The organism is Sorangium sp. So ce836, from assembly GCF_028553905.1.
GTDB classification, from domain to species: domain Bacteria; phylum Myxococcota_A; class Polyangia; order Polyangiales; family Polyangiaceae; genus Sorangium; species Sorangium cellulosum_D.
In genome coordinates, this window is sequence record NZ_CP102233.1 from 12,316,249 (window position 1) to 12,342,274 (window position 26,026).

The 26,026-nt window shown below is 71.7% G+C and carries 21 protein-coding genes; 9 read left to right on the forward strand and 12 right to left on the reverse strand.

Features of this window, described 5'->3' with window-relative positions; translation table 11 throughout:
- Window positions 1-166 precede the first annotated feature (166 nt).
- Window positions 167-1,873, forward strand: coding sequence for an AAA family ATPase (locus NQZ70_RS45010; protein WP_129579730.1), 1,707 nt, complete (start codon window positions 167-169; stop codon window positions 1,871-1,873).
- A gap of 18 nt (window positions 1,874-1,891) precedes the next feature.
- Here the strand turns inward: NQZ70_RS45010 and NQZ70_RS45015 are convergent, their stop codons facing one another.
- The 9 genes from NQZ70_RS45015 to NQZ70_RS45055 form a co-directional block, all read right to left on the reverse strand.
- Window positions 1,892-2,737 carry a hypothetical protein gene (locus NQZ70_RS45015; protein ID WP_129579731.1) on the reverse strand — a complete coding sequence of 282 codons (846 nt, stop codon included), beginning with the start codon at window positions 2,735-2,737 and terminating at the stop codon, window positions 1,892-1,894.
- A 566-nt stretch (window positions 2,738-3,303) separates the two neighbouring features.
- Window positions 3,304-3,708 carry a nucleotidyl transferase AbiEii/AbiGii toxin family protein gene (locus NQZ70_RS45020; RefSeq protein WP_257792749.1) on the reverse strand — a complete coding sequence of 135 codons (405 nt, stop codon included), beginning with the start codon at window positions 3,706-3,708 and terminating at the stop codon, window positions 3,304-3,306.
- 233 nt (window positions 3,709-3,941) lie between these two features.
- On the reverse strand, window positions 3,942-8,819 hold the full coding sequence (locus NQZ70_RS45025; protein ID WP_129579733.1) for a hypothetical protein: 4,878 nt from the start codon (window positions 8,817-8,819) through the stop codon (window positions 3,942-3,944).
- Between the two features lie 267 nt (window positions 8,820-9,086).
- On the reverse strand, window positions 9,087-9,758 hold the full coding sequence (locus NQZ70_RS45030; protein ID WP_129581958.1) for a hypothetical protein: 672 nt from the start codon (window positions 9,756-9,758) through the stop codon (window positions 9,087-9,089).
- A 56-nt stretch (window positions 9,759-9,814) separates the two neighbouring features.
- Window positions 9,815-11,743: a DUF1585 domain-containing protein gene (locus tag NQZ70_RS45035; RefSeq protein ID WP_129579734.1), complete on the reverse strand. Its 1,929-nt coding sequence runs from the start codon at window positions 11,741-11,743 to the stop codon at window positions 9,815-9,817.
- The gene (locus NQZ70_RS45040; protein WP_129579735.1) at window positions 11,740-13,329 is read right to left on the reverse strand and encodes an ABC transporter ATP-binding protein; all 1,590 of its coding nucleotides are present in this window, start codon (window positions 13,327-13,329) and stop codon (window positions 11,740-11,742) included. Before NQZ70_RS45040 ends, NQZ70_RS45035 begins: the two co-directional genes overlap by 4 nt.
- Window positions 13,326-14,408 (reverse strand): ABC transporter permease, encoded by a 1,083-nt coding sequence (locus NQZ70_RS45045; RefSeq protein WP_129579736.1) that lies wholly within the window; start codon window positions 14,406-14,408, stop codon window positions 13,326-13,328. The genes NQZ70_RS45040 and NQZ70_RS45045 overlap by 4 nt, the downstream gene beginning before the upstream one ends.
- Before the next feature lie 9 nt (window positions 14,409-14,417).
- Window positions 14,418-15,515, reverse strand: coding sequence for an ABC transporter permease (locus NQZ70_RS45050; protein WP_129579737.1), 1,098 nt, complete (start codon window positions 15,513-15,515; stop codon window positions 14,418-14,420).
- A gap of 28 nt (window positions 15,516-15,543) precedes the next feature.
- Complete coding sequence (locus tag NQZ70_RS45055) at window positions 15,544-16,578, reverse strand: BMP family protein (protein ID WP_129579738.1); 1,035 nt, start codon at window positions 16,576-16,578, stop codon at window positions 15,544-15,546.
- 231 nt (window positions 16,579-16,809) lie between these two features.
- Between NQZ70_RS45055 and NQZ70_RS45060 the strand changes: the two genes are divergently transcribed.
- The 3 genes from NQZ70_RS45060 to NQZ70_RS45070 all read left to right on the forward strand — a co-directional run bounded on the left by NQZ70_RS45060 (window position 16,810) and on the right by NQZ70_RS45070 (window position 19,515).
- Window positions 16,810-17,493, forward strand: coding sequence for a hypothetical protein (locus tag NQZ70_RS45060; protein WP_237244636.1), 684 nt, complete (start codon window positions 16,810-16,812; stop codon window positions 17,491-17,493).
- 5 nt (window positions 17,494-17,498) lie between these two features.
- A complete protein-coding gene (locus tag NQZ70_RS45065; RefSeq protein ID WP_237244637.1) occupies window positions 17,499-18,815 on the forward strand; it encodes a cytochrome c in 1,317 nt (438 codons plus the stop codon).
- A gap of 79 nt (window positions 18,816-18,894) precedes the next feature.
- The gene (locus NQZ70_RS45070) at window positions 18,895-19,515 is read left to right on the forward strand and encodes a DUF1349 domain-containing protein (protein ID WP_129579740.1); all 621 of its coding nucleotides are present in this window, start codon (window positions 18,895-18,897) and stop codon (window positions 19,513-19,515) included.
- Between the two features lie 27 nt (window positions 19,516-19,542).
- On the opposite strand, the gene NQZ70_RS45075 is transcribed toward NQZ70_RS45070, so the two are convergent.
- On the reverse strand, window positions 19,543-20,136 hold the full coding sequence (locus tag NQZ70_RS45075) for an NAD(P)H-dependent oxidoreductase (protein ID WP_129579741.1): 594 nt from the start codon (window positions 20,134-20,136) through the stop codon (window positions 19,543-19,545).
- A 68-nt stretch (window positions 20,137-20,204) separates the two neighbouring features.
- Here NQZ70_RS45075 and NQZ70_RS45080 point away from each other — a divergent pair, with 68 nt between their 5' ends.
- On the forward strand, window positions 20,205-21,134 hold the full coding sequence (locus NQZ70_RS45080; protein WP_129579742.1) for a LysR family transcriptional regulator: 930 nt from the start codon (window positions 20,205-20,207) through the stop codon (window positions 21,132-21,134).
- Window positions 21,135-21,203: 69 nt separating this feature from the next.
- On the opposite strand, the gene NQZ70_RS45085 is transcribed toward NQZ70_RS45080, so the two are convergent.
- Entirely contained in the window at window positions 21,204-21,677 is a 474-nt protein-coding gene (locus NQZ70_RS45085; protein WP_237244638.1) for a MarR family winged helix-turn-helix transcriptional regulator, read from the reverse strand.
- Window positions 21,678-21,871: 194 nt separating this feature from the next.
- On the opposite strand from NQZ70_RS45085, the gene NQZ70_RS45090 reads away from it, so the two are divergent.
- The 3 genes from NQZ70_RS45090 (at window position 21,872) to NQZ70_RS45100 (ending at window position 24,305) form a co-directional block, all read left to right on the forward strand.
- Window positions 21,872-23,038 carry a serine hydrolase gene (locus tag NQZ70_RS45090; RefSeq protein ID WP_129579743.1) on the forward strand — a complete coding sequence of 389 codons (1,167 nt, stop codon included), beginning with the start codon at window positions 21,872-21,874 and terminating at the stop codon, window positions 23,036-23,038.
- A gap of 108 nt (window positions 23,039-23,146) precedes the next feature.
- Entirely contained in the window at window positions 23,147-23,470 is a 324-nt protein-coding gene (locus NQZ70_RS45095; protein ID WP_129579744.1) for an SDR family oxidoreductase, read from the forward strand.
- Between the two features lie 88 nt (window positions 23,471-23,558).
- Window positions 23,559-24,305 (forward strand): class I SAM-dependent methyltransferase, encoded by a 747-nt coding sequence (locus NQZ70_RS45100; protein WP_129579745.1) that lies wholly within the window; start codon window positions 23,559-23,561, stop codon window positions 24,303-24,305.
- Between the two features lie 85 nt (window positions 24,306-24,390).
- Here NQZ70_RS45100 and NQZ70_RS45105 read toward each other — a convergent pair whose 3' ends face one another.
- Window positions 24,391-24,951, reverse strand: coding sequence for an NADPH-dependent FMN reductase (locus NQZ70_RS45105; RefSeq protein WP_129579746.1), 561 nt, complete (start codon window positions 24,949-24,951; stop codon window positions 24,391-24,393).
- Between the two features lie 632 nt (window positions 24,952-25,583).
- On the opposite strand from NQZ70_RS45105, the gene NQZ70_RS45110 reads away from it, so the two are divergent.
- A complete protein-coding gene (locus tag NQZ70_RS45110; protein ID WP_129579747.1) occupies window positions 25,584-26,012 on the forward strand; it encodes a DUF6184 family natural product biosynthesis lipoprotein in 429 nt (142 codons plus the stop codon).
- The last annotated feature ends 14 nt before the right edge of the window (window positions 26,013-26,026 follow it).

Here is a 26,026-nt window from a genome sequence, read left to right on the forward strand (position 1 = left end):
GCTCGGGGATGGCGGCACGCAAGAGAGCGCGGGGCCGCTCGGGGAGCGCCGGAGGCCAGCGCGCGATCGCCGCGCGCGCCGCGCGGCGGCCTCCGGTCCGAGCTGGTCGCTTGCTCCCCTGCGCGCGCTTCTCCATGCTCCGGATGCCGGCGCGTCGAGCGTTCCCATGATCCAGCACATCCCCATCGGCGTCTCCGATTTTCGCGATCTGCGCGAGCGCGGGCTCGTCTATGTCGACAAGTCGCACCTCATCCAGGAGCTGCTCGATCGCCCGGGGCTCCTCGGGCTCCTGCTCCCGCGGCCGCGCCGGTTCGGCAAGACGCTGAACCTGTCGATGCTCCGGTACTTCTTCGAGCGGCGTGACGAGGATCTGTCGCACCTCTTCGAGGGCCTCGCCATCTGGCGCGCGGGCGAGGCGTACCGGGCGCACTTCCAGCGCTATCCGGTCGTGTTCATGACCTTCCGGGACGTCAAGGCGCCGGCCTTCGAGGCGTGCCAGATGGCCATCCGGAAGAAGATCGAGGCGCTGTTCGACGAGCACCGGGCGCTGCTCGACGCGGGCGCGCTCAGCGAGCGGGAGGCGCGCGACTACCGTGCGATCCTCGACGGCACGGCGGACGAGGTGCTCTACCAGCGAGCGCTCTGCGATCTATCCGCGTACCTGCACCGGGCCTACGGCGAGAAGGTCGTCATCCTCATCGATGAGTACGACGAGCCCATCCACGCCGGGTTCGTCGGGGGCTACGCCCGCGAGGTCCTCGACTTCTTCCGTGCCTTCCTGACCGGCGGGATCAAGGACAATCCCCACCTCGCCAGGGCGGTCCTCACGGGCATCCTGCGCGTGGCGAGGGAGAGCATCTTCTCTGGCCTCAACAACATCGGGGTCTACTCGCTCCTCCGCCCGGAGTTCTCCACCTGCTTCGGCTTCACCGAGCCCGAGGTGCTCGCGCTCCTCACGGACGGGGATGCGCTCGACCGGCTCGAGAGCGTGCGCCGCGCCTACAACGGGTACGTGTTCGGCGAGACCGTGGTTTACAATCCGTGGTCCGTGCTGAGCTTCCTCGCCAGCGACGACAGGCGCACGCGCAGCTACTGGGTGTCTACCAGCGCGAACGAGCTCATCCGGGATCTCCTGGTGTTTCACGCGCTGGACGTCGAGGACGACATCGCGGTCTTGCTCGAGGGGGGCGCGATCGAGCAGCGGCTCGATGAGAACGTGGCCCTGGACCAGCTGCCGGGCAGCCCGCGGGCGCTCTTCGCCCTGCTCGTCTTCTCGGGGTACCTGCGCGCCGAGGCGACGGAGACCGGAACGACCCATGTGCCGGCCTATCGGTTGTCGATCCCGAACGACGAGGTGCGCGAGGTGTATACCAGCACCTTCCGCGACTGGATGGCCGAGCGGCTGTCCGGGCAAGGCGCGAGCTCGCGACGGCTGGTGCGGGCGCTGCTGAGCGGCGATGCGGCCACGTTCGAGGAGCAGCTCCGGGCGTTCGTGACGAACGTGCTCTCGTACCACGAGGCGCGCCGCCTCGGTCCGGAGGAGGTCTATCACGGGTTCGTCGCGGGCCTGCTCGCCACGCTCGAGCCGGATTACGAGGTGCGGTCGAACCGCGAGTCCGGCGAAGGGAGGCCCGATGTGCTCGTGCGGCCCCGGCAGCCGGGCAAGCCCGGGGTCGTGCTCGAGATGAAGGTGGCGCGGGGCGGCCAGACGCTGGAGCAGGCGCTCGACGAGGGGATAGCGCAGATCGCCCGCAGGGATTACACGGCCGAGCTCCGGGCCGCCGGCGCGTCTCCGGTGCACGCGCTCGCCGTGGCGTTCAACGGCAAGCAGGTGGCCGTGCGCGAGGCGGAGGGGATCGGACGACGATCGTGACGGTGATCCTGCCTCGGCTCACGGCTCGCCCCAGCTGTCGCGCTCCGCGCTCAGCACGGCATCGAGCTCGTCCCTCGACAACAGGCGACTGGCGTTCTCCTCGCGCCATCTGTCGATGGCGCGACGGGCAACCGCGGCTGCGGACAGACGGCCCTGGAAGATCTCTCGATAGATGGGGTTGGCGATCCCCAGCACACCGCCCTCCGCTTGGCGTACGAGCCCCAGGTCCATCGCGTACCGCTGGTCATCGTCCGGGACCGCGCCCAGCGACGAACCGGTGATGATGGACTCAATCACCGTGCGCACCCGGTCGTCCCGCAGGCGCTTTGCGAGGCTGTCGAGGTGCGTGTCCTGCCGGAGGACGATGGCATCGCGGGCGGCGCGCACGTGCGCGGGCAGGAGCGTCACGCTGCGGTCGGGCACGAGCTCGTCCACCATCGCGCGGGCCAGCGCGTTGACCAGCGAGGGCTGCCCGCAGGTGAGCTGGAAGGCAGCGAGCGCGTCGGCGAGGCGGTGGCCCGGCGGCCCGTCAGGCCAGGGCGGCGGGCGCTGGTCGGGCGGGAGCTGGAAGGCCGCATCGTCACGGAAGGATTGGAGAATCGCGGACTCCGCGGCGCCGACGTCCTCCGGGAAGGCGCGGCCGACCTCGAGCGACAGGAGCGCCGCGGCGTAGCGACCTTCCTGCACGAGCGCGGCGGCCAGGGACAGGAGCGACATGGTCTTGCCCGTCTGCCGCGGACCGTGCACGACGAAGTAGCTCTGTCGGTCGATCAGCCGGTGCAGCCGCTCGATGCGCCGGAGGGGGTCGACCATGTAGTGCAGGTCGGGTCTGCACGGGCCGGCGGTGTTGAAGAAGCGCGCCATCGCGCCGCCATCCCGCCATGGGGGCCTGGGGAGTCACGCGAGACCGGCGGCTCGGGGCGGAGGGTGGCGCGTTCCGCCGCGGCGCCGCAACCAGGACAGCAGCGTTCGGGAGCGTGCCAGCCCATCCCGGACGCCGGCCAGCGGACCGGGCGCGCGCGCCAGCGGTCGCTGGGTGCGCTCCCCGGAGTTGCTGGGCACCTTCCCGGAGTTGCTGGGTGCGCTCCTCGGAGCTGCTGGGTACGCTTCCCGGAGTTGCTGGGTATGCTTCCCGGAGTTGCTGGGTATGCTTCCCGGAGTTGCTGGGTATGCTTCCCGGAGTTGCTGGACACGCTCCTCGGGACTGCTGGGCGCGCTCGTCGGCGCTGCTGGACACGTTCCCGGAGCTGCTGGCTACGCTCCCCGCCGGTGCTGGACGCGTTCCCGGGGCTGCTAGGCGTGTTCACCGGCGCTCCCGGGGCGGCTGGCGAACCCGCAGGTACGCTGGTGATCCGCGACAATGAGAGACCGAACGGATCGGGGGCCGGTACATCCGTGCCTCCCCAGCCTCGCGCCGCTCGAGAGGCTCCTCAGGCGTCGTCGCTCCGCGTGGGGTAGGCCAAGCGCCCTAGACGAGAGATGAGATCCTGGAGAAAGGCACGCAGCTCCGGCACCGGGATGTCCCCCGGGACGGAGGCATCATCGCCGATCTCGATCTCCGAGAGGATCCATGCCAGGGAGCCGGGCGTCACAGCACCATCCTTTCGCTTGGCACGCGGCAGCGCGTCCTCCACGCTGTAGCCTGCCCGTTCCAGCGCGAAGACGTCGACCAGATCGCGGATCTCCGAGCGGGACAGCAGCGCGCAGAGCTTGTTGGCCAAGATCTCCTCCGGCGGGTCCACCCGGATGTCGCCGAAGAGCTGCTTCTCCGGGTCGACCTGGAAGGTGTGATCGACGACCAGATCGACCATCACCCGATCCTTCCCCCGCTTCACCAGGCGGCGGCGAAACGTGGGCGCGGTCTCTTTGTTCTCGATCGTACCGCCGATCTCCTGCGCGACCGCTCAAGGCCTCATCCGCGTGGTCGAGATCCACCGAGGTCGTGAAGAGATCCAGATCCGCAGTTCGCCGGTGGTGGAGGTGAAAGCCAGCGAGCGCCGCCCCCCCCGTCACGAAGAACCGCCGTTCGCGACGAAAGAATGCCGCGAGCACCTCCTCCTGCAACGGGCTAAGCAGGCTCTTGCTCAAGTAGACCCTCCTTGTGCCATAGCTTCAGCAGAAACTCCCAGAAGCGCCTGCGTCGCCCGAGATGCCGCGCCAGCTGATTGAACCGCGCTGCGACCTCTTCGGGTGTGGTGAACCGCCAGACGTCGGGGTCCTGGGCTTCGCGCAGGATCTTGCCCAGCAGACGGTCGCGCTCGGGCGGCGAGGCGCTCTTCAGCCGGCGCCGAACCTCGCTGACAGGAATGGGATCGTCCCAGAGAAAATAGGGGATGGCCTGATCGTCATCGAGATCGCTGGAGAGCGGTGTGGCCAGCTCCGGGTTGCCAGGGCCGATCGGAGCCTCGGAAGCGCCGCATCGAGCCGGGGCTGCTCGGCTTGCAGCGTCGGGTTCGTCAGCCCCGCGGACGCCGCCTGAACCGGGCAAGCGTACGACGTCGATCCTCAGGCCGCCGACGCTCGCGTCGCCCATCACCGCGAGCCAGAGCCAGCCGCGAAGCGCAGATGGCGCGTCTTTCGAGTGATGGTCGATGATCCCGGGGGCGGGTTCGCGAAGCAGCCTAACGCTCCAGACGAGGCGTTGATTCTGGGCGTCCAGCGCTCGCTCAAGCGCACGGCGCCTGACCACGAGCGCCTTCTGCCATGTGATTTGTCCCGTCGAATGATGAGAATAAACGGCCTCTACGCGCCCTTCGCGATCCATGAAGCACCAGTTCGCGCCTCCTCCCACGGGCTTCGCGTCGACGAGACCGAGGAGGACCCGTAGCCATCTGGCCGGGAGCCTGCAGGACCTGGCGATGCCACGAAGCCCACGATAGCCGGCCTCAACGGAGGTGCCCGTCAGCTCGATCGCTCGATCGCCCGTCGGAATCTCGTACGCTCCGATGCGCTCTTCCGACCAGGGAGCCCACATGGCCTCCCCAGGATCGACACCATCACACCCCAACTCGCCGTCCTCGCAGAGGAGACCGAGGGTTTGTGGGTCAACAGAGCGCGCGTGAAACGCAAGCAACCCGGCGTCGCGCTCTGCCACCGCGCCGGCTCCGATGCATAGCGTGGAGTCGGCCTGACTCTCCCGCTCACGTGCGCGAACTTCTCCCCAGAGGGTGATCCACTCGTCTTCTTCCCGTTCGAAGCGCGGGGCTGCGCCTCTCGGAAGACGAAGCCAGGGCTCGATCTCGGGTGGCGGGGCTGTCCTCACCCACTCGACGGCTCGATCCACCTGGTCCTGGGAGTCCAGGTGGATCGAGGAGACGAGGCCGTCATCCGCCCAGAACACCCAGGGGTCTCCTTCCCTGGAGGACTCCAGGGCGGCGTCGCTCGCGGGGTTGGGCTCGATCTGGGCGATGCGCACAGGATCCACAGGCGGCTCGATCGGCCCGTTGGCTACGCCGCGCACGTCCGCAGGCGCGCGCGCCGCGAGATAAGCTTGCAGCTGACGGCAGCCGGCCCTGATGTACTTCTCGGCCACCGTACACACCGGGCTGACCTCCCCACGTACCCTGGCATCGCCGTGGTACCGCGCGATCGCCACATCCATCCCTACGGTCGCGGCCGGGCCATCGTCACGCGAGTCGCCGTAGAACTCAGCCTCGTTCCAGCCCACCGCGCGCAGGTGTGCCACGAGCGCGCCGAACGCGAACCGAAGCGGAGAGAGCGCGGGGAGCTCCGCCTGCTCCGCATGCGCGCGTAGGATTCGGTCGGCGCGCGGGTCAAGCCGCGCTGCTCGCTCCGGCGACCACAGGTGCAGATCCATCGAGGCCGCGTACCGGAAGAACGGGTCGATGGCCGGAGGCACGACGTACCAGGCGAACCTCGTCGAGACGGGCTCGACTCCGTGATGGTCGCTCGCCGCTCGGGCGGCCTCGGCGTCCATGGGGAGCGTTTCCCCGGTCGGCGCATAGAACCGATGCGCCCGTTCGAGAATGGCAGGATCCACGACGACGCCCACGGCGCGCGCGCGCTCGACGATGCCGCGCGCTGCATGGAGCACCGCGACGTCCTCCCGGCGATGCGGGGCGTCCGGAGCGAGCACGTGCTCGTCGACCCACCGGACGAGCTGCACCAGGCTCGGATCCGCGCCGGTCAGGCAGGCGGCCCCGTAGGCCACCATCGAGACGTCCTCGACCATTTGGGGATCGTTGGTGCAAATCACCAGATCCAACCATCGGAGCAGCTCGCCGATATCTCTGGAGGCCCAACGCGCCAGCTCGGCGCGGAGGCGCCTGCGCCAGGCCGTGTCCACCGACGTGAGCGCCCAGGCCAGGAGCAGCGGCGGACCGTCCGCCGGGTCGTCTTCGAGCGTGAGCTCCTCCAAGGCCCGATCGCCGCTCCCTTCCCATGGCTGTCCGCCGTCTCCGGGCAGATGCCGAGGACCTGACCAGAACTGGTCACGCTTCGCCGGCAAGAGGGACAGGAGCGCCTCATGGACGAAGCGAGGGCCGAAAGGGTGCGTCACGTCCCGAGCCACCGGAACGCAGAGCTCGGCCAGCACCCGCCGGCACGAGGGCATGCTGGCCCGCAGCCGCTCGAGCACCCATCCGTGGTAGGTGCGGGCTGCGCCGTCGTCCAGCGCGGCGATGGCCCTCAGCTCCAGGCGCTCTATCTCCTCGCGCGGCAGCTGATCGCGCCAGAGGCCCGAACGAACCAGGCTGAACCCCTTCTGCGCGAGCAGGAGCGCCGCCTGCGTCAAGGCGTCGCGCCGATCCCGCAGCACCTCGGGGAGCGGAGACGCCTCGCCTCGGGCCAGCGCGTCCCGCGCCGCGTCGCATGCTCGGCGGGCGATCAGGTAGTCCACGAGGGGCTCGAATGCCAGCTCGACATGCAGGATCGGCGGAAGGAGGTCATCCGACTCGACCGCCCACTCGGTGACGAGGGCGTGCTCCTTGGCCTGTTCGAGCAGCCAGTGGACGTCGACGATCGAGAGCCCCTGCGCCGGCGGGATCGCTGCACAAACCGCTGCGACAGCGTCGTCACGGCGTATGGCACCGCGCCCCATGCTGGCCTCGGCGAGCGCCGTGAGCGCCTCTCGCAGGGGGACGCGCCGGCTCCACCCGCGCTTGTCCTGCAGCTCTTCTTCGATGCGCCGGAGCTTCTCGCCGAGCAGCGCCGTGAGGGACACGTCCTGGGGCCGAGAGCCCCAGCCTGCTGAGTGCGCTGGCATCCGGCGGCGGAGCTCGCAGTAGAGCCGCACACTCAGGGGCTCTCGGATCGCCCAGCGGACGCGCCTGTCCGGGAGCTCAATGTGCATCGCTCCACAGGTGGCCCGCAGCAGCGTGTCGACCTCGCCGCCCGTGGGGAGCGCGATCTCATCGAAGAGGTCGACGCGTACACGACCCAGGATCGCCTCGCGGCTGGCCGTTCGCAGGGTCACCGCGGCCCGTACGCGGGGGTGGCGCTCGAGGTGCACGGAGAGCTCGCCGAGCAGCTCGGCCCAGCGGCGGTGCTGCCCCGACTCCTCCAGGCCATCGATCGCGAGCAGAAAGCAGACCGGCTCGGGCTCCACCCCGTCACCGTGGCCCGGGTTGGCTCCGGACTGCGCGGCAGGGTCCTGGACATCAGCGGCGCCATCTGGATTCTGCACCGGGCTTCGCGCCCGTCGCACATCAGCGCGAGTCGCCGTCGCTTCCATGGCGTTCAGGATCTCGGGGAGCCGGGAGCGAGGTTGGTCCAGAGCCTTCTGGAGGATCTCGTCCCACCCTCCGAGAGGGCAATCCCTGGCACGGAGGATCACCGCTGGCATCCCGCGGCTCAGCTGCTGCTCGACGGCATGCGCGAGCCCATAGGTCTTCCCGACGCCCGGCGCACCGACGTAGGCGCCGAGGAGTCGCGCTCCGCGCCAGCGCGCCCACGCATGACGAAGCAATGGGATTGGACGCCCCAGCTCGTCGACACAGCGCTCCAGGTGCTCGCGGATGCTACGCGTGGGGACGTGAAGGCGGTCGCGCTCGAGATCGAGGAGCACCCCGGCGAGCCGCCGAAGGTGTTCCTCGTCGTGCTCGCTCGGCTCCAGGTGCTCCGGCAGGGGCGTGGCGTGACAGAGCGCATATGCCAGCGCCTTGCCTGCATCCAGCATGCGGTCCAGGGCGTCCAGGGCTGCCACGCGGAGTTGCTCCGCGTCAGGGACTTCGCGCAAAAAAATCGATAACCGCTCCAGGCGAGCCACATCCTCGCGAAGCGCCTCCAGCTTGCCCGTTGCCTCCTTCACGTGGCGGAGGATCTTCGTGCGCGCTTCGGGCTCACCCAAGCGGAGCGCGAGATCTTCCTCCAGCCGGCCGGTTGCGTGCAGGTGTGGCTCGTAGCGCAGGTTGAGCCAGCCACGGCGGGCAGCAGCGAAGCGCTGTTTCAGGTCGTTCAATGTGAATACGCTGCCGGGGAACCAGTAGGCGTGCAGCCCCTCGTTCTCGCTCTCGCCGAGCAGAGCCTCGAGCTTCGCCTCGTCCCAGAGATTGACCTCAACGTTCGGCGCAATCTCTCTCGCCCTGGCAATCCAGTCTCTCCACCGCGCCCGCTCCGTCTTCTCCTTGCGTCCGCGGTCGTCGGTCAGGGCGCAGGGCAGAGCGACACAGCAGCGCACGAGGTTCCGGCGTACCCGGATCGCCGTCTGAAAGGAGTCGTGGATCTGATCGATTTGGGGTTGCCCGAGGCGATCGGGAAACCACTTCACCTGCAGGCCTACGATCTTCCCGGATGCCAGCACGGCGTACGCGTCCAGGCCGCCATCGCCCCCCGACCCGTCGGGGATCGGGATGTCCCGGAGCTCACCCCCATACTCCCGCCGGCACCAGCGCTCGAAGAGCTGGCGGGCGAAGGCCTCGAAGGCCTCGGCCTTGTCCTTCCCGTGCGCGTCGAACCGGCTCCAGTCCATGCCTCTCGCGAGCAACATGCCCCTCGATGCCCCCGGTGCGCAAGCTGGCCCGAGCCGCTTGGACACCGCGCGCTGGCTCGACGCCAGACGCGAGCGGCTCGGTGTACGAGATCGTCGCTCGCGAGAGCACCCGGCGCGCCGTGCTCACGCCCCTGGGCGAGCAGGCGCCCAGCGCGCTCTACCGATCCGACCGGGTTTCCGTCCCGGCCATGCCGGAGCGAGCGGGCGCGCCGCTGGACGTCGAGGACGGCACGAGCCCCCGCGCACCCTCGTGCCAGCCGGGCCTCAATACAGATGAAACTCCGGGTGCCTCACCAGCCCGTAACACACCGCCGCCCACCCCGCCTCGCCCGGCGAAAACCGCGACTTCGGCGCGCCCTTCGCGCGGTGCCGCGCGACCGTCCCCTGGTAGAGCGCGAAGAACTTCGCCTCCCGGTCGGGCGGCGCGAGGCGCGCCGGGTAGCTCAGGAACGTCCGGTGCAGCACGTCGAACCGCGGGGCGAACGCCGCCGCGTCGAGGTCCTCCGCGGGGAGGTCGAAGGCGAAGATCAGCCGGCGCTCGATCGGGACCGGCGCGCTCGCCTTGAGGTCGTGCTCCAGGGCGCGGTCGCACAGCGCGATCCCGAGCCGCTCGAACGCCGCCATCATGAGCGCGTTGGTCTGCGTGCCGCGCGGGAGATCCAGGCCGTGATCGGGCAGCCCGAGCGCTGTGAGGTAGTCCTCCCAGGCGTCGAAGAGCGCCGCCTTGTCGTCCCCCCGCGCGCGGCGCTCGACCTCCGCCGGCGAGAGGCCGCCGAAGAGCCGGAGATACGTCCTCAGGTACGCCTCGGCCGGGATGAGCCGCAGATCCTGCTTCGGCGTCCGGCTCTGCGCGACCTGCCCCGTCTCCCGGAGCGGCGCCGCAGGCCGCGGCGCGACCGCCTCCGGCGGGGCGCACGCGCCCGCCACCGCCGCCATCCCGGCAAGGGCGAACGCCCTCCCCCCCGCGCATCACCGCGCTCCCCCGCCGCGCATCACCGCGCTCCCCCGCCGCCGCGCTCCAGCGCCGGCCGCACGTTGCTCGCGCGCGCGTAGGCCGGCGACCGCACGATCGCCTCGACCAGGGGCCGCATCCGGTAGCCGCGCGACACGAACCGCTCGCGCAGCGCGCGGAGCAAGGCCTCGTCCTCGTCGCGCAGCGGCCGCCCGAGGAACGACTCGGTGACGCGCGCGACCGCGCACGACGCGAACTCCGGCCTGCGCGTGAGATCGGCCGCGGCGCCGGCCGGGCCGCGGTCGGCGTGATCCGGCGAGGCATAGGCGCCCCGGAGCACGCCGCGCTCCTTGCTCGAGAAATCAGGGTCGTAGAAGCGCCGGCACGACCCGCCCGTCTTGCCCCCCGCGTCCAGCTTGCACACCGGGTTCTCGATCGGAAACCGCGAGGCAGGCAGATAGGTCCACGTCGTCTCCTCGACCCGCGTGAAATACGCGGCGAGCGGCTCCAGCGTCGCATGACAGCTGGAGCAGCCCGGCCGGACCATGAGATCGGGCTCGTCCGACGGCGGCAGCTCCGCGTGCTCGGCCGCGAAGCTCTTGCACAAGAACGCGCTGTAGAGCGCGGCCCCGCGCGCGCGGCGCGAGGAATACTTCGTCAGGAACACCGGCGTCGTGACGATCCCCGCCGCGCGCGGCCCGCGATCGGGGATGAACGTCCACGCCGAGACGTCGTGCGGCGCGACGACCGGCGGCACCGCGCCCGGCAAGAACAGCGGCGCCTCGTCCTCGCGCATCCCGAACGACTTGTGCAGCGAGCAGCACGCCGCCGGCGCGCTCGATCGATAGAACTGCGCGAGCGGACCGTTGATGAACGTGTAACGCCCGGTGAGGATCTCCCGGAAATCGCGGTCGGCCCGGAAGACGTGCTGCATGAGGTGAATCGCCTCCTGCGACCACCAGAACTTGTTCCAGCCGGAGATCGTGCGCGGCGCGGCGCCGATCGGGCTCTCGATGCCGAGCGGGACGTGGGCGGGCAGCACGAACGCGGGAGGATCCCTGCCGGAGTTGTCGCCCGGCAAGCAATGCTCGAGGCCGATGCCGCAGCCGCAATCGACGCTCATCGCGAAGGCGAGCGCGCTCCGGCACGAGATCGGCTCGCCCCGGTGCTCCATGGCATAGCGATCCTCGGGCATCGGCGGGCGAACGCGCCCCGCGGGCAGCGGCGCCCCCGCGGGCAACGGGGGGATGCCGCTCGCGTAGATATGGCCGACCTCGGCGGTCTGCGCCTCCTCCTTGCAGACCCGGACCTCGACCGTCGGCGTCTTGCGGTCGGGCTCGACCAGGAGTTGCGGCAGCGGGACATAGGCGCTGTCGGGGTCCTTCCACCCGGCGCCATAACGCTGCGTCGGCGAGACCGAGAGGTAATCGCGGTAAAGCCAGAACGGGCGCACCACCGTGGTCCGCTCGTCGAGCAGCTTCTGGGAGATGGGCTTGGGCGTCCCCGTCAGGGCGTGGAAGCTCCCGCGGAGCCCGCTCTCGGCCTCGGAGAAGCAAAACTCGCCGTCGATCACCGGGTTCAGGCGGCGCTGGTTGTAGCGGAAATAGACGTAGAGCGGCTGGCCGTCCGGGCCGAGCACCTCGGCCCTCCGGAGCGTCGTCTCCGGCGGCGCGAACAGCCCCACCGGGCCGAGCTCCAGCCGCAGGACATCCATGTAAATGCGCGTCAGCCGCTCGACGTACCCCGGGCCGTCGAGGTTGCGCTCGATCCAGGCGTCGAGGTCGAAGCCGGGCGACTCCATCTCGGCGAGCTCCTCGCGCATCGGGAGCCGGCCCTTCAGGTCGAGGGAGAGCGCGCGGAAATACCGGTACTGCTCCAGCGTCGGGGCGGCCGCGGACGGCGGCGCGAACAGGGCCGCGGCCGCCGCCGCGAGGAGCGCCGCCGCGGCCACCGCGCCGAGCCCCCTCATGCGCCCGCCTCGCCCGCCTCGCCAGCCTCGCGCGCCGGCGCCGCCTCGCCGTCGCGCGCCGGCGCCGCCTCGCCGGGGAGCACCCCGGCCATCAGCATCCCGAGCTCCGTCCGCGAGACCGCGCCCGCGTCGCGCATCGCCACGATCCCGCCCCGGTACATCACCGCGATCCGGTCCGACAGCGCGAGGATCTCGTCGAGCTCCGCCGACACGAGCAGCACCGCCGCCCCGGCGTCGCGCGCCGCCACGATCTCGCGGTGGATGTGCTCGATCGAGCCCACGTCCACGCCGCGCGTCGGCTGGCTCGCCACGAGCAGCTCCACGGGGCGGCTCATCTCGCGGGCGAGGATCACCTTCTGCTGGTTGCCGCCCGAGAGCGCCGAGACCGGCGTCGCCGGGCCGGGCGCGCGTATGTCGAAGGTCTTTATCAACCGCCGCGCGTTCTCCTCGCGGGCGTCGTCGCGGAGCACGCCGCGCACGGCGAACGGGGCCTTGTGATAGGTGCAGAGCACGAGGTTGTCCGCGATCGCGTACGAGAGCACGAGCCCGTGGCGCTGGCGGTCCTCGGGCACGTGCGAGACGCCGCGCTCGATGAGGTCGCGGGGCGGCGCGCCGGTGACGTCGCGGCCCCGGAGGAGCACGCGCCCGGCGCGCGGCGGCGTGAGGCCGGTGACGGCCTCGACGAGCTCGGTCTGGCCGTTGCCCTGCACGCCGGCGATCCCGAGGATCTCGCCGGCGCGCACCGAGAAGCTGACCTCGCGGACCACGTCGGCGCCCGCCCCGCGCCGGCCCGCGACGCTGAGGCGCTCGACCTCGAGCACGACCGCCCCGGGGCTCGCCGGGGCCTTGCTCACCTGGAGCGCCACCTCGCGGCCGACCATCGTCGCCGCCAGGCCGCGCTCGTCGGTCTCGGCCGGGATCGCGGCGCCCACCACCTTGCCCGCGCGCATCACCGTCACCCGGTCCGCGACCGCGAGCACCTCCCGGAGCTTGTGCGTGATGAACAGGACCGAGACCCCCCGCGCCGTCAGCCCCCGCAGCACGCGGAACAGCTCGTCCGCCTCCTGCGGCGTGAGCACGGCCGTGGGCTCGTCGAGGATCAGGATCTCCGCCTTGCGGTAGAGCGCCTTGAGGATCTCCACGCGCTGCTGCACGCCGACCGGGAGGTCCTCCACGCGGGCGTCGGGGTCGACGTCGAGCCCGTGGCGCGCCGAGAGCGCGCGGACCTCGGCGCTCGCGCGCCGGCGGTCGAGCAGGCCGCCGCGCACGAGCTCGGCGCCGAGCACGACGTTCTCGGCGACCGTGAACACCGGGATGAGCATGAAGTGCTGGTGCACCATGCCGATCCCGAGCGCGATCGCGTCGCTCGGCGACCGCAGGGAGACGGGGCGCCCGCCGCGGCGGAGCTCGCCCCCGTCCGGGCGCAGCAGCCCGTAAAGGATGTTCATCAGGGTCGATTTGCCGGCCCCGTTCTCCCCGAGCAGGGCGTGGATCTCGCCCTCGCGGAGGTCGAGATCGACCCCGTCGTTCGCCAGGACGCCGGAGAACCGCTTGGTGATCCCCCGGGCCTCCAGGACGGCCGTCACCGCCGGCCCTCCGGCTCGTAGGGCTGGCCGTCGGCGGCCGGCGGCGTGGTCTTGCCGATGACGCCGGTGAGGATGAGCAGCGTCAGGAGGTACGGCACGAGGCCGACGACCGACGACTGCTGCAGGAACGACCACGACGGCGGGATCTGGTCGCGGAAGAGCTGGAGGTTGATCTGGAACGCCTGCGCCGCGCCGAAGACGAGCGCCGCGGCCCACGCGCCGAAGGGCGTCCAGTCGCCGAAGATCATCGCCGCGAGGGCGATGAAGCCGCGCCCGTTCGTCATCATCGGCTCGAAGGACGGCACCGACTCCAGGGTGAAGTACGCCCCGCCGAGCCCCGCGATCGCGCCGCCGATCACGACGTTCACGGTGCGCACGCGGGCCACGTCGATCCCGACCGTGGCGGCGGCGCGCGGGTGCTCGCCCACGGCGCGCGCGCGCAGGCCCCACCGCGTGCGGAACAGCACGAGGTGCGTCAGCCCGACCAGCGCGACGGCGGCGACGGCGATCGGCTGCTGCTCGAACACGGGGCCCACGATCGGGGCGTCCGCGAGGAGCGGGACGTGCAGGCGCGGCAGGACGCCGGGCGCGTGGGGCACCTGGCCGCCGAACGCGCTCCCGGGCCCGAAGAAGAGCTGTCGGTTGAAGAAGCCGGTGAGCCCCACGGCCAGCAAGTTGATCACCGTCCCCGCGAGGATCTGGTCCACGGAGAAGGTCACCGCAAGCACGGCGAGCAAGAGGCCCAGGAGCGCGCCGGTCGCGACCGCGATCGCCACGCCGAGCAGCAGGCTCGGCAGCGGCGGGACGCCGAGGACCGCGCTCGCGTAGATCGACCCGAACCAGCCCGAGAACGCGGCCGCGAGCATCATCCCCTCGATGCCGAGGTTCACGACCCCGGAGCGCTCGCAGAAGACGCCGGAGAGCGCCCCGAGGGTGAGCGGCGTGGCCACCGCGAGGGTCGTGGCCGCCATGCTGGCCACGATCGTCAGCGGCGGCACCTGCGAGGCGCCGACGAGCGCCACGACGCCGACCAGCACCGTCACGACCACCGCGATGAAGGCGTAGCGTCGATGGCCCATCGCCGCCCCCTAGCCGCCCCACCCGCGCGTGAGCACGAGCCGCTCGCGCTCGCCGCGGACCCGGTAGATGCGGCGGACCAGGGTGTCCGCCGCGACGAACAGCAGGATCAGCGCCTGGATGACGGAGATCACGTCGATGGGGATCTGCGTGAGGTACTGCATCCGGGTCGCGCCGCTGCGCATCGCGCTGAACAGCAGGGCCGCGAGCACCGTGCCGCCGGGGTGCGCCTTGCCGAGGAGGGCGATGGCGATCGCGTCGAAGCCGTAGCCCTGCGAGAACCCGAGCTCGTGCCGGTGGTGGAGCGCGCTCACCTCGATGGCGCCGGCCACGCCGGCGAGGGCGCCCGAGAGCGCCATGGTCACGATCACGGTGCGGCCCACCCGCACGCCGGCGTAGCGCGCGGCGTCGGGGCTCTGCCCCGCGGTGCGGATCTCGAAGCCGAACGCCGTCCGCTGCAGCACCCAGCCCACGAGCGCCGCCGCGAGCAGGGCGAGCGGGAAGCCCCAGTGCAGCCGGTAGCCCTCCACGAGCTCGGGGACGCGCGCGCTCTCGTCGATGAGGGGCGTGCGGGACAGCACGTTGGACGCCGCGGGATCCTTCATCGGGCCGTTCAAGAGGAAGCTCACCGCGTTGAGGGCCACGTAGTTGAGCATGATCGTGCTGATCACCTCGTGTCCGCCGGCGCGCGCCTTGATCCACCCGGGCACCGCGGCCCACAGCCCGCCGGCCAGCGCGCCGAGGAGCAGCGTCAGGGGCACGTGCAGCGCCGCGGGCAGGCCGCCGCCCACGAGCCGCGGCAGCCAGTGGCCGGCCCAGGCCGCGGACAGCGCGCCGAGCGCGAGCTGCCCCTCGGCCCCGATGTTGAACAGCCCCCCCTTGAAGGCCAGCGAGACCGACAGGCCGGCCAGGATGTACGGCGTCGCCCACACGAGCGTCTCGCTCACCGCCCGCGGCGACCCGAACGCGCCCTCGAGCATGCCCGCGTACGCCTCGAGCGGGTTGCCCCCGGCCAGGGCGATGAGCACGCCGCCCAGGACCATCGCGGTGAACACCGAGAGGGCCGGCAGGAGCAGCGGCTCGAAGAGCCGGATCAGCTTCTGTCGCATCCGCGGGAGCCCGGGGAGATCACGGCGGCTACTTGGCGTCCTTGGCGGGCGGCACCGTCGTCTTGAGCGTCCCGTCGAGGAGCCCTCTCCGGAGCTCCTCCATCTTCGCCTTCACCTCGGCCGGGACCTTGCCCTCGAGATCGTGATACGGCGCATAGCCCGACTTGCCCTGGAAGTTCCCGGACGGCAGCTTGCCTTCCTTGGCCATCTGGATGAGGTCGAAGGCGCCCTCGGTGATGAGCTTGACGGCGCTGGAGAGCAGGACCTTCTGGGCCTCGGGCACCGTGTAGTACTGGTCGGTGTCGACGCCGATGGCGTAGACGCCCTTCGTGGCCGCGCCGAGCAGCGCGCCGTTGCCCGTCTTGCCGCCGCCGCCGAAGACGATGTCGACGCCCTTGTCGATCATCGAGACGGCGGTCGTCTTCCCCCACTCGGGATCGGTGAACGTCTTATCGAAGCCAACGTCGTTGTGGTAAACGACGCTGAGCTCGATGTCCGGCTTGACGTGGCGCGCCCCGGCGCGGAAGCCCTCGCCGAAGCGGTAGACGGGCGGGACGGCGTCGGTGGCGAGCACCGCGCCGATCTTGCCGGTCTTTGTCATCATCGCGGCCAGCGCGCCGACCAGGAAGCCGCCGTGGTCCTCGGGGAAGACCAGGCCCACCACGTTCGGCTTCGTGTCGGCCTGGAACTGGTCGATGCCGATGAACTTGACGCCCTTGAACCGATCGGCCGCGGCGTGCGTCGCCTCGGTGAGCCCGAAGCCCGACGTGACCACCACGTCGTACTGCTCCTCGGCGAAGGTCGCGATGTTCTTGGGGTAATCCTTGGGATCCGTCGTCTCGATGTACTGCGTCGTGGCGCCGAGCTCCTTCTGCGCCCGCTGGATCGCCTCCCAGGCCGACTGGTTGAACGACTTGTCGTCGATCTTGCCCATGTCGGTCACGAGGCCCACGCAGAACACCTCGGGGCTCGCGCAGTCCGCCTTCTTGTTGCGGGTGCACGCCGGGAGCGCGCTGGCGAGGGCCAGCAGGACCGCGATCGCGAGGCGCCGCTTCTTCAACATGCCGGATCTCCTTGGAAGGCCCGCATTGGACACCGGGCAGCGCACCAAGGCAACCCAGCGTTCGCATCCACGCACTTTTGCCTACATCGGGCGGCCGGACCGGGCGGTCGCGCGGCGAAGGTGTCGCGATCGCGGAGCAACTTTTTTTTCTGAGGCGTTGTCACAGTCGATCGGCAGCGCCCGATGAGCGATGGGGCGCGCCGGCGCAGCCTGCCCGAGGAGGTCCTTCCCATGAATGGTCCCGCCGTTCGACTCACGCTTGTTTGTGCTCTCGTCGCGTCCGCCCTGGTTCCTTCTGGGGACGCATCGGCCTGCGGTGGTGTGGAGATCCTGCCCGCGATCGATCACCGCGTGATGGGGGTCGCCCAGGCCGAGCAGGCCCTGCGCGACGGCCGGATCACCGCGGCCGCGGGGAGCGTGATCCGCATGTTCCCCGAGATCCGGCGGATCTCCCACGACAAGGATCCGCTGCTCAACCGGGCCTTCCGCGTCCTCGCGGTGGCCACCGCGCGCGCGGGCGGCGCGCTCGACGTCCGGCCGGAGGTGCCGCGCGAGCTGCTCGAGACGTGGGGCGGGGCGTCGGCCGAGGAGCGCAAGGCGAACGTCGACTGGTCGATCCGCGCGCTGCGCCGGCTGAACGAGCACCGAAAGGGCGATCCCGCGCTGCAGACCGACCTCGGCGAGGCGCTCGCCCGGTCGCCGGAGCACCGCGGCGAGGCGCTGCAGCTGCTCGGCGGCCTGGCGGAGAAGGACCTCCTGGCGAGCCCCGAGGCGTACGCGGCGCTGGCGCGGCTGCGCGCGCTGTCGGGGGACGCCGCGGGGCACGACGCCGCGGCGAGCCGCTGCGAGGCGATGGCGAAGGACGCGGCGCTGTGTCGGACGAGCCGCGCGGTCGACCCGCGCCCGCAGAGCTGACGCCGATGCGCGCCCGTCCGCTGCTCGCCGCGCTCGTCGCGCTCGCCTCGGGCGCCGCCGCGTGCACCTCCGAGGACGCGCGGGGGCCCGAGGCCGCCGCGCCGCTCTCCGCGGGCGGCAGCGCCGCGGAGGCCGCCGCGTCCGCACAGGCCGCCGCGTCCGCCCCAGCGGCCGCCGCCGCACCGGCCGCCGCCGCGGCGACGGCCGGCGATCCGGCACGCGGGCAGCGGCTCGTCGCCGAGCTCCAGTGCAACCGCTGCCACGACGGGACCGGGCAGGCGCCCGCGCCGCGCGACGCGCACTGCGTGCAGTGCCACCAGGACATCGCGGCCGGGCGGTTCCAGGCGCCGGCCGCGGCGATGAAGCGGTGGAACGAGAACCTGGTCCAGCTGCGCGACGTCCCGTCGCTCGCCGCCGCCGGCGACCGGCTCAGGCGCGACTGGATCCGCGGGTTCTTGCTCGCGCCGCACGACCTCCGCCCGCGCCTGCACGCGACAATGCCGCGGCTCGCGATCGGGCCCGAGCAGGCGAGCGACATCGCGGCCTACCTCACCCGGGATCGCCGCGAGCGGCCGCGCGAGGCGCTCGCGGGCGCGAGCGCGGCCCGGGGGCGCGAGCTCTACGAGGCCAAGGGGTGCGGCACCTGCCACGCCTTCACCGGGGTGGCCGGGCTGACGGCGGTCGCGCCGGTGAAGGCGATGGAGAAGGAGACGCGCGCCGCGGTCGCCCTGGCGCCGGATCTGCGGCACGCGCGCGACCGGATGGAGCCCGCGGACCTCGCCGCGTGGGTGCTCGATCCCGGGGCGATCAAGCCGGGCACGCCGATGCCCCAGGTGCCGATGTCGCCCGCCGAGGCGCGGGACATCGCGGCGTTCGTCGCGACCACGGCGCTCTCGCCGCCGGCGCCGGCGAGCGCGCCCGAGCGGCTGCCGCTCCTCTCGCGTCGGGTGACCTACGCCGAGGTGGATCGCAGGGTGTTTCGCGTCACGTGCAGGCATTGCCATTCCGAGCCCGATTACGCGCTCGGCGACGGCGGGCCCGGGAACACGGGCGGGTTCGGGTTCAAGCCGCGCGGGCTGAACCTCGCGACGTACGAGGGGATCGCCGCGGGCTACGTCGACGATCAGGGCGAGCGGCGGAGCGTCTTCGCCCGCGGGCCGGACGGCGCGCCGCGCCTCGCCGCGGCGCTCGTGGCGCGGCAAGCGGAGGAGGCGGGCCGCGCGGATCCGGCGGTGCGCGGGATGCCGCTCGGGCTGCCCGCGCTCGGCCCGGAGGAGATCCAGCTCGTCGAGAGCTGGATCGCGCAGGGGCGGCCGCAGTAGCGGGGCGCTCCGTGGTAGCCTCCCGGCCCGCGCCCGCGCGGGCGGATCGCGCGAGGCGCAACGTGTGGAGGCCGGCATCATGACAGGGCAGCTTCTGGAAGAGGGCTTTACCAGGCTCGAGATCGACCCGCGGCTCACGTGGCGCAACCCGCCTTCGCGCTGGGCGGTGGAGCCGGAGCGGGGCGTGCTCGTGGTCGAGCCCGGCGCGAAGACGGATTACTGGCAGCGGACGCACTACGGCTTCCGCACCGACAACGGGCCTTTCCTCTTCACCCGCGCCGGCGGCGACTTCGTGGTGACCTGCCATGTGCGGTTCCGGCCCGCGCACCAGTACGATCAGGCGGGGCTCATGGTGCGGATCGCCGAGTCGTGCTGGCTGAAGACGTCGGTGGAGTTCGAGCCGCACGGCCCGAGCCGCCTCGGCGCCGTGGTGACGAACGCGGGCTACAGCGACTGGTCGACCCAGCCGTTCCCCTCGGATCGCCGCGAGATCTGGCTGCGCGTGCGGCGGGAAGGGCCGGATTACCTCGTCGAGAGCTCGGACGACGGCGGGGCCTGGACGCAGATCCGCATGGCGCACCTGCACGAGGACGACGGCGCGCGCGAGGTCGAGTGCGGCCTCTACGCCTGCAGCCCGGTGGGCGAGGGCTTCGTCGCGGAGTTCGACCTGCTCCGGATCGCGCCGGGGCGCGTGACGTGAGCCCCCGCGACGCGGGCGGCGCCGGCGTCATCGCCCGGCGCTGAACCGCCGCGCGTCCCGCTCGCCGATGCGCTCCATGTCCTGGAGCCAGGTCGCGCGTTGCTCGGGGGTCCGGGTGTTCTGATTGAACAAGGTGGTCTCGCGGACGGGCCCGAAGCCCACGAAGCGCAACGTCGCGTTGACGAACGAGGCATGGACGGAGCGCCGGTGCCAGAAGCGGTACCACCAGCTCGGGCTATCCATCGTGGTCACGACGCGCGCGCTGCGGCCGGCGAGCAGCCCCTCGGGCAGCGGGCTGCGCTTTCGATAGGCGAACGACCAGCCGGGCAAGAAGGTGCGATCGATGAAGCCCTTGACGAGCGCAGGCGGCCCCGCCCACCACGTGGGAAAGAACCAGGCCACGTGGCTGGAGCGCGCGATGGCGGTCCGGGCCTCGAGGAGATCGGGCTCGAGCTCTTGTCGACCGCTGAAGCCAGCGCGCAAGTGCGGATCGAAGGCGAGCGAGCGTAGGGCCAGGTGCTCGACGCTGGCTCCGCCCCTCTGGAGGCCGCTGGCGTAGGCCTGAGCGAGCGAGTCGCTCAGGCTATCGGGAGCTGGGTGACCGTGGATGACGAGGTGCATGCGTCGATCTTGGACATGCAGCAGCCTCTGGGTAGACGGACCTGGGCAGGCGTGCCATGCGTGGATGCATGGCACGCTCCCCCTCTTCCGCGCCCGCTGGCAGGCCGCCCTCCGACGTGGATTGGGCCGATCTGCGCCTCTTCCTGGAGGTGGCGCGCGCCGGCAGCTTCTCGGCCGCCGCCCGCAAGCTCGGGATCGAGCAATCGACGGTGAGCCGGCGCATGGCGAGCTTCGAACGAACGCTCCGGGTGGCCGTGTTCGATCGGCTCCCGGGAGGCTCCATGCTCACCCCGCTCGGCGAGCAGCTCCGGCGCCACGTCGAGTCGATGGAGGCCGGCGCCGACCAGCTCGTGCGCGAGGCCAATGGCCACGAGAGAGAGGTCGAGGGCCTGGTTCGCCTGGCGCTCACCGAGTCGATCGCCGTGCACGGCGTCATTCCGCGCGTGCTCCCGGTGCTCGCCGAGCGGCACCCGCGCGTGTCGCTCCACCTGCTGACCAGCTACGAGGCGGCGGATCTGGGCCATCGTGAAGCCGAGATCGCCGTGCGCTTCTTCCGACCGAGGAGCGGCGATCTGGTGGCCGCGCGCATCGTCACGTTGCCCACGGTGCCTGTCGCCCACCGCAAGCACTCGAAGAAGAGCCGCGACGAGCTCGACTGGATCGGCGTCGATCTGGGCCGCGTCCCCACGGTCGAGGAGGACTACCAGAAGCGGCACGTGCGGAAGGCGCCAAGGCTCGTCGTGAGCAGCTATATCGCTCAGCTCGAGGCCGTGCGAGCGGGCCTCGGCGCCGCCGTCTTGCCGCGCAGCGTGCTCGACCTGGACGACGGCCTGGTGGAGCTCGATCTCGGTCTCCCCGCAGGTCCGGTGCTCGAGCTCTGGCTCGTCACGCCGCGCAGCCTGCGCCACGTGCCGCGCATCGCCGCCGTGTGGGACGCTCTCGAAGAGCAGCTCCAGTTCCTGAACAGCGCGCGACGCGCGCGGGCACGTCCGCGGTGAGCCGGAGTGAGCCGCACCCCGACCTGTCGATGTGGTGGCACGGCATCCGGGAAGGACCCCTCGCGGAGCCTACGGCTGGCGGAGCCGCCGTGAGGACAGGAGCGCGAGGCCGCCGGTGCGCGCCGCGATGCGCTGGAGCGACGCGAGCAGCGCGGCGGCCTGCTCCTCGCCGAGCAGCGCCCGGAGCCGCCGGTTCACCGCGGCCCGCGCGGCGCGCCCCGCCTCGACCGCGGCCCACCCGCGGTCGGTGAGCTCGACGAGCCGGTTGCGCTGATCGTCCTCGGCGACGCGCCGGCGCACGTAGCCGAGCTCCTCGAGCTCCGCCACCGCCTTGGACGCCCCCTGCGCCGTGATGCCGAGCCGCTCCGCGAGCTCACGCACCTTCACCGGGCCCGGGATGAGGTGCTGGAACACGTACCCGTGGCTCGGGCGGAGATCGCCGTGGCCGGCCCTCTCCACGCGGCGCATCACCTCGTCGCTGGTCGCGGCCGCGAGGGCGGCGAAGAGCAGCACGAGGTCCTCGTCCGGCGGCGCAGGCTTCACGGCGGGAGCCTGTACCCCGCAACCAAGGTTGCGCAAATGGAGTTGACGGTCTCGGGCGGCGGCCCTATTCATCAACCACGGTTGCGCAATCGATGTTGCGCATCTCCGGGGTCGGTGTTCGGGGTCGAGCGCCGGGCGGATCCGCCGGCGCGCCCCGTCCGTGCGGCCCCGAGGAAGGGACGAAGGGACGAGCGATGCGCCTCGCGATCCAAGGCTCCTGCGACCCCGCGTTCGCGCCCGTGCGCGCGGCGTTCGCCTCGAATTTCGAGCGGTTCCCCGAGCTCGGGGCCGCCGTGAGCGTCGCCGTGCGCGGCCGCGTGGTGGTCGACCTCTGGGCCGGCTTCCGGGACGCGGCGAGGACCGCGCCGTGGGGCGGCGACACGATCGTGAACGTCTTCTCGGCGACGAAGGGCGCGGTCGCGCTGTGCGCCCACGCGCTCGCGGAGCGGCGCGCGCTCGACGTGGACGCGCCGGTCGCCGCCTCCTGGCCGGAGTTCGCCGCGGCCGGCAAGGAGCGCGTCCTCGTGGGCCAGCTGCTCGACCACAGCGCCGGCCTGCCCGCGCTCCGCGCCGAGCCGGCGGAGGGCGCGCTCTACGACTGGCAGGCCATGACCGCGGCCCTCGCCGCGGAGGCGCCGTTCTGGGAGCCGGGCGCCCGGCACGGCTACCACGCCGTCACCTTCGGCTTCCTCGTGGGCGAGGTGATCCGGCGCGCCAGCGGCCGGCGGGTGGGCGCGTTCCTCCGGGAGGCGGTCGCGGGGCCGCTCGACCTCGACTTCCACATCGGCACCGGCGCCGAGCACGACGGGCGGATCGCCGAGGTGCCGCCCACGCTCGCGAGCCCTTCGGGGCTGAGCGGCGCGTTCGCCGCGAGCTTCCGCGACCCGGCGTCGCTCACCTCGATGGCCTTCACCCGGCCGCGCGATCTCGTGTCGCCGGGCCTGGTCAACACCGCCCGCGCCCGGCGCGCGGAGATCCCGGCGCTGAACGGCCACGCGAACGCGCGCGCCCTCGCGCGGATGTACGGCGCGCTCGCGAACGGCGGCGCCCTCGCGGACGCCGCGCGCGTGCTCTCGCCGGAGGCCGTCGAGGCCGCGCTCGCGGAGCGGTCGCGCGGCCCGGACGCCGTGCTCCTCGCGGAGAGCCGGTTCTCGCTCGGCTTCATGCTCCCGAGCGCGCTGCGCCCCTTCGGCCGCGGCCCGCGGACGTTCGGCCATCCCGGCGCGGGCGGCGCGCTCGGCTTCGCCGATCCGGACGCGGGGCTCGGCTTCGGGTACACCCCGAACCAGACCATCGCGAGCGGCGAGGGCGGCGACCCGCGGTGGCCGGCGCTGATCGACGCGGTGTACTCCTGCCTCTGAGCCTCCCTGCGCCCCCGTTTTCGTCTTTCGTGCGCGTGCGCGCGGACTCCGGGGAATCGCGCACGCGCACGCCGGAGGGGAGACGAGAAACGAGAGACGGGAGACGCCATGTCGATTCGAGGGCAAGATGGCACGGCGGGGTACGCCGCGGCGAAGACCGGGCTCATCGGCCTCACGCGCACCGTCGCCGCCGAGTACGCGACGCAGGGTATCCGCGCCAACGTGCTCATCTCGGGCGGCGCCGACACGCCCATGTTCCGGCTCTGGAACGACACCGACGAGAAGCGCGCCTTCGCGGCCCAGCTCCATGCCATGAAGCGCGTCGCGTCCCCCGACGAGATCGCCAGCGCGGCCGTGTTCCTGGCGAGCGCGGACGCGTCGTTCGTCACCGGGACCGCGCTGGACGTCGAAGGGGGCGTGTCGCTCGGGTAGGTTCTCCGGCTCCCCTTCTGCTCGTCAGGGCGCCGGGCTCCCCCCGCGCGGCAATCGTGATACAACGCCAGCGGGAGGACCGGAGGCCATGAGCGCGCTCTACGACCGCATCGGCGCGTGCTACTCCGCCACGCGAAGGGCGGATCCCCGGATCGAGGCGTTGATCGAGGACGCCCTCGGCGATGCCCGCTCGGTGGTCAACGTCGGCGCGGGCACCGGCGCGTACGAGCCGACCGACCGCGAGGTGCTCGCGGTCGAGCCCTCGGCGACCATGATCGCGCAGAGGCGGCGCGGCGCGGCACCAGCCCTCCAGGCCAGGGCCGAGAGCCTGCCCCTGCCCGACCAGAGCTTCGACGCCGCGTTGGCCGTCAACACGCTCCATCACTGGACCGACCTGCGGGCAGGCCTGCGCGAGCTCCGCAGGGTCGCGCGCAAGCGGATCGTCATCTTCATGCGCGACCCGAGGAGCGGTCGACCTTTCTGGCTGACCGAGGAGTATCTCCCCTCGCTCGACCCGTCACGCAAGTACTCCGCCATCGCCGACGCGATTCGAGAAGAGCTCCCGTCCGTCAAGGCGCTGCCTTTCGCGTTGCCTCGCGATTGCGCCGACGGCTTGTTCGTTGCGTACTGGGGGCGGCCCGAGATGTACCTGGACGGCGAGGTCCGGCGGAACATCTCGAACTTCGCGCTCGCGGAGGAGGGCAACCTGGCGGAAGGGCTCGCGCGTCTGGAGGCGGACCTCGCGTCGGGGGAGTGGGATCGCAGATACGGAGAGCTGCGGCGGCTGGCGTCGCTCGACCTGGGTCATCGCGTGCTGGTCGCCGAGCTGGCGTGACGTACCACCCGGGCAGCGCGCACCGCTCACCTCGACTCTAGACAACGCCCGCCACCCCGTCGACCTTGCAGCGCGGGCGTGTCGCTCACTTGTTGCGAAGGGTCTTCAGCGCGCCGGCCCACGCGAGCAGCTGGTCGAGCAGGGTGCCGACGGACGCCTCGTGGCGGGAGCGGGGCTTGAACACGCTGAAGTTCTCGAAGTCGTCGTACAGAGAGAGCGTGACCTGCGCGCGCACGTCCGCGACCTGAAGCTCGGCCATCACCAGCCGGAGGTGCTCGACGGCGCGGACGCCCCCCGCGCTGCCGTAGCTCACGAAGCCGGCCGCCTTGTTGTTCCACTCCTTGTACAGGTAATCGATCGCGTTCTTGAGCGCCCCCGAGGTGCCGTGGTTGTACTCCGGCGTGACGAACACGAAGGCGTCGAACGCGTCGATCTTTGCCGCCCACGCCTTTGTGTGAGGCTTTGTGTACTGTCCCATCGACGGCGGCGCAGGCTCGTCGAGGAGCGGCAGATCGAAATCCTTGATATCGACGAGCTCGTAGTCGGCGCCGCCCTTCTTCGTCGCCACGCCGTGCACCCACTTCGCGACGGCCTCGCCATTCCGGCCCGGCCGCGTGCTCCCCAGGATGATCGCCACCTTCAGCATGTCTCCGCTCCTGGCAATGGCCCCTCTCCGGTCGCCCCAGCGGGCGGCGTGATGCTCATTCCCACGACACCCCGGAGGAGAGAAGGGACCTTCGAGGTTACCGCCGGATCGACGTTGCGACCAGCCAGGTTTCGCGCGTTCGCGGGTTTTCACGTCCGGTACCTCCCACGTATCGGGAAGGCCGGCCGGAGCGTGGCCGCTGCTGCAGCGGCGCTGGCGAGCTCGAGCGCGTCGCGGCGTGCTCGGCGATGAAACGGCAGCCTCGGCGCTGCGGGCGAGCGTCACGTGCTCGATGATCAGGCTGATCGCTGACCGCAGCGCGCGGCCAGGCGGACAAGCGCGGCAAGTGCAGAAAGCTCGGACGCCGGCCGGCCGCCTGCCGCGAGCGCGCACGCGGCGTCGCAATCTGCCACAAGCGTGCGCCTGGCGCATCGCCGCGCGCCGGAGGGGACACGTGCGATCCTCGGCGCAGAGCGCCTCCGAGCGTCCGCGGAAGCGGCGGAGGGCGACCTGGCATGGACGGTGCTTGAGTGGTTGTGCGTGATAGCGAGTCCGCGGCGCATGGCTGCGAAGCGGGCTACGCGTGAGGCCGCCATCAGACATTCTGGCGAGCTGCGAGAGAGGAAACAACGATGCAAAAGTGTCTCTGGGTTTCTTTGGCTACGACGATCGTCCTGGTCGGAGCCGCGGGCTGTGACGACGCCGCGGACACGGTGAACGACGTGCTGCCCGGCGAGGAGTCGCGCGAGGCGCGCATCACACAGATCGCCGAGGCGGCGTGCGACCGGTACGCCGACACCGAGGCGGGCTGCCCTGGTTACGGCACCGGGGACGACCAGACGTATGAAACGGAAGAGGACTGCCAGCGCGATTTCGAGGACCGCGCGGCCGAGCTCTGGCCCGCGAGCGAGTGCGGTTCGGGACAGATCAACGATAGCCGCTACGACGTGTGCGAAGAGCGCGCGAAGGCGGTCGCCTGCTCACAGGGCGTCTTCGACGCGATCGCCGCGCTGGACGAGTGCAGCGCCGAGAGCGTGTGCACGGATCCCGCGGACAAGTGACGCCCTCTCGGCGG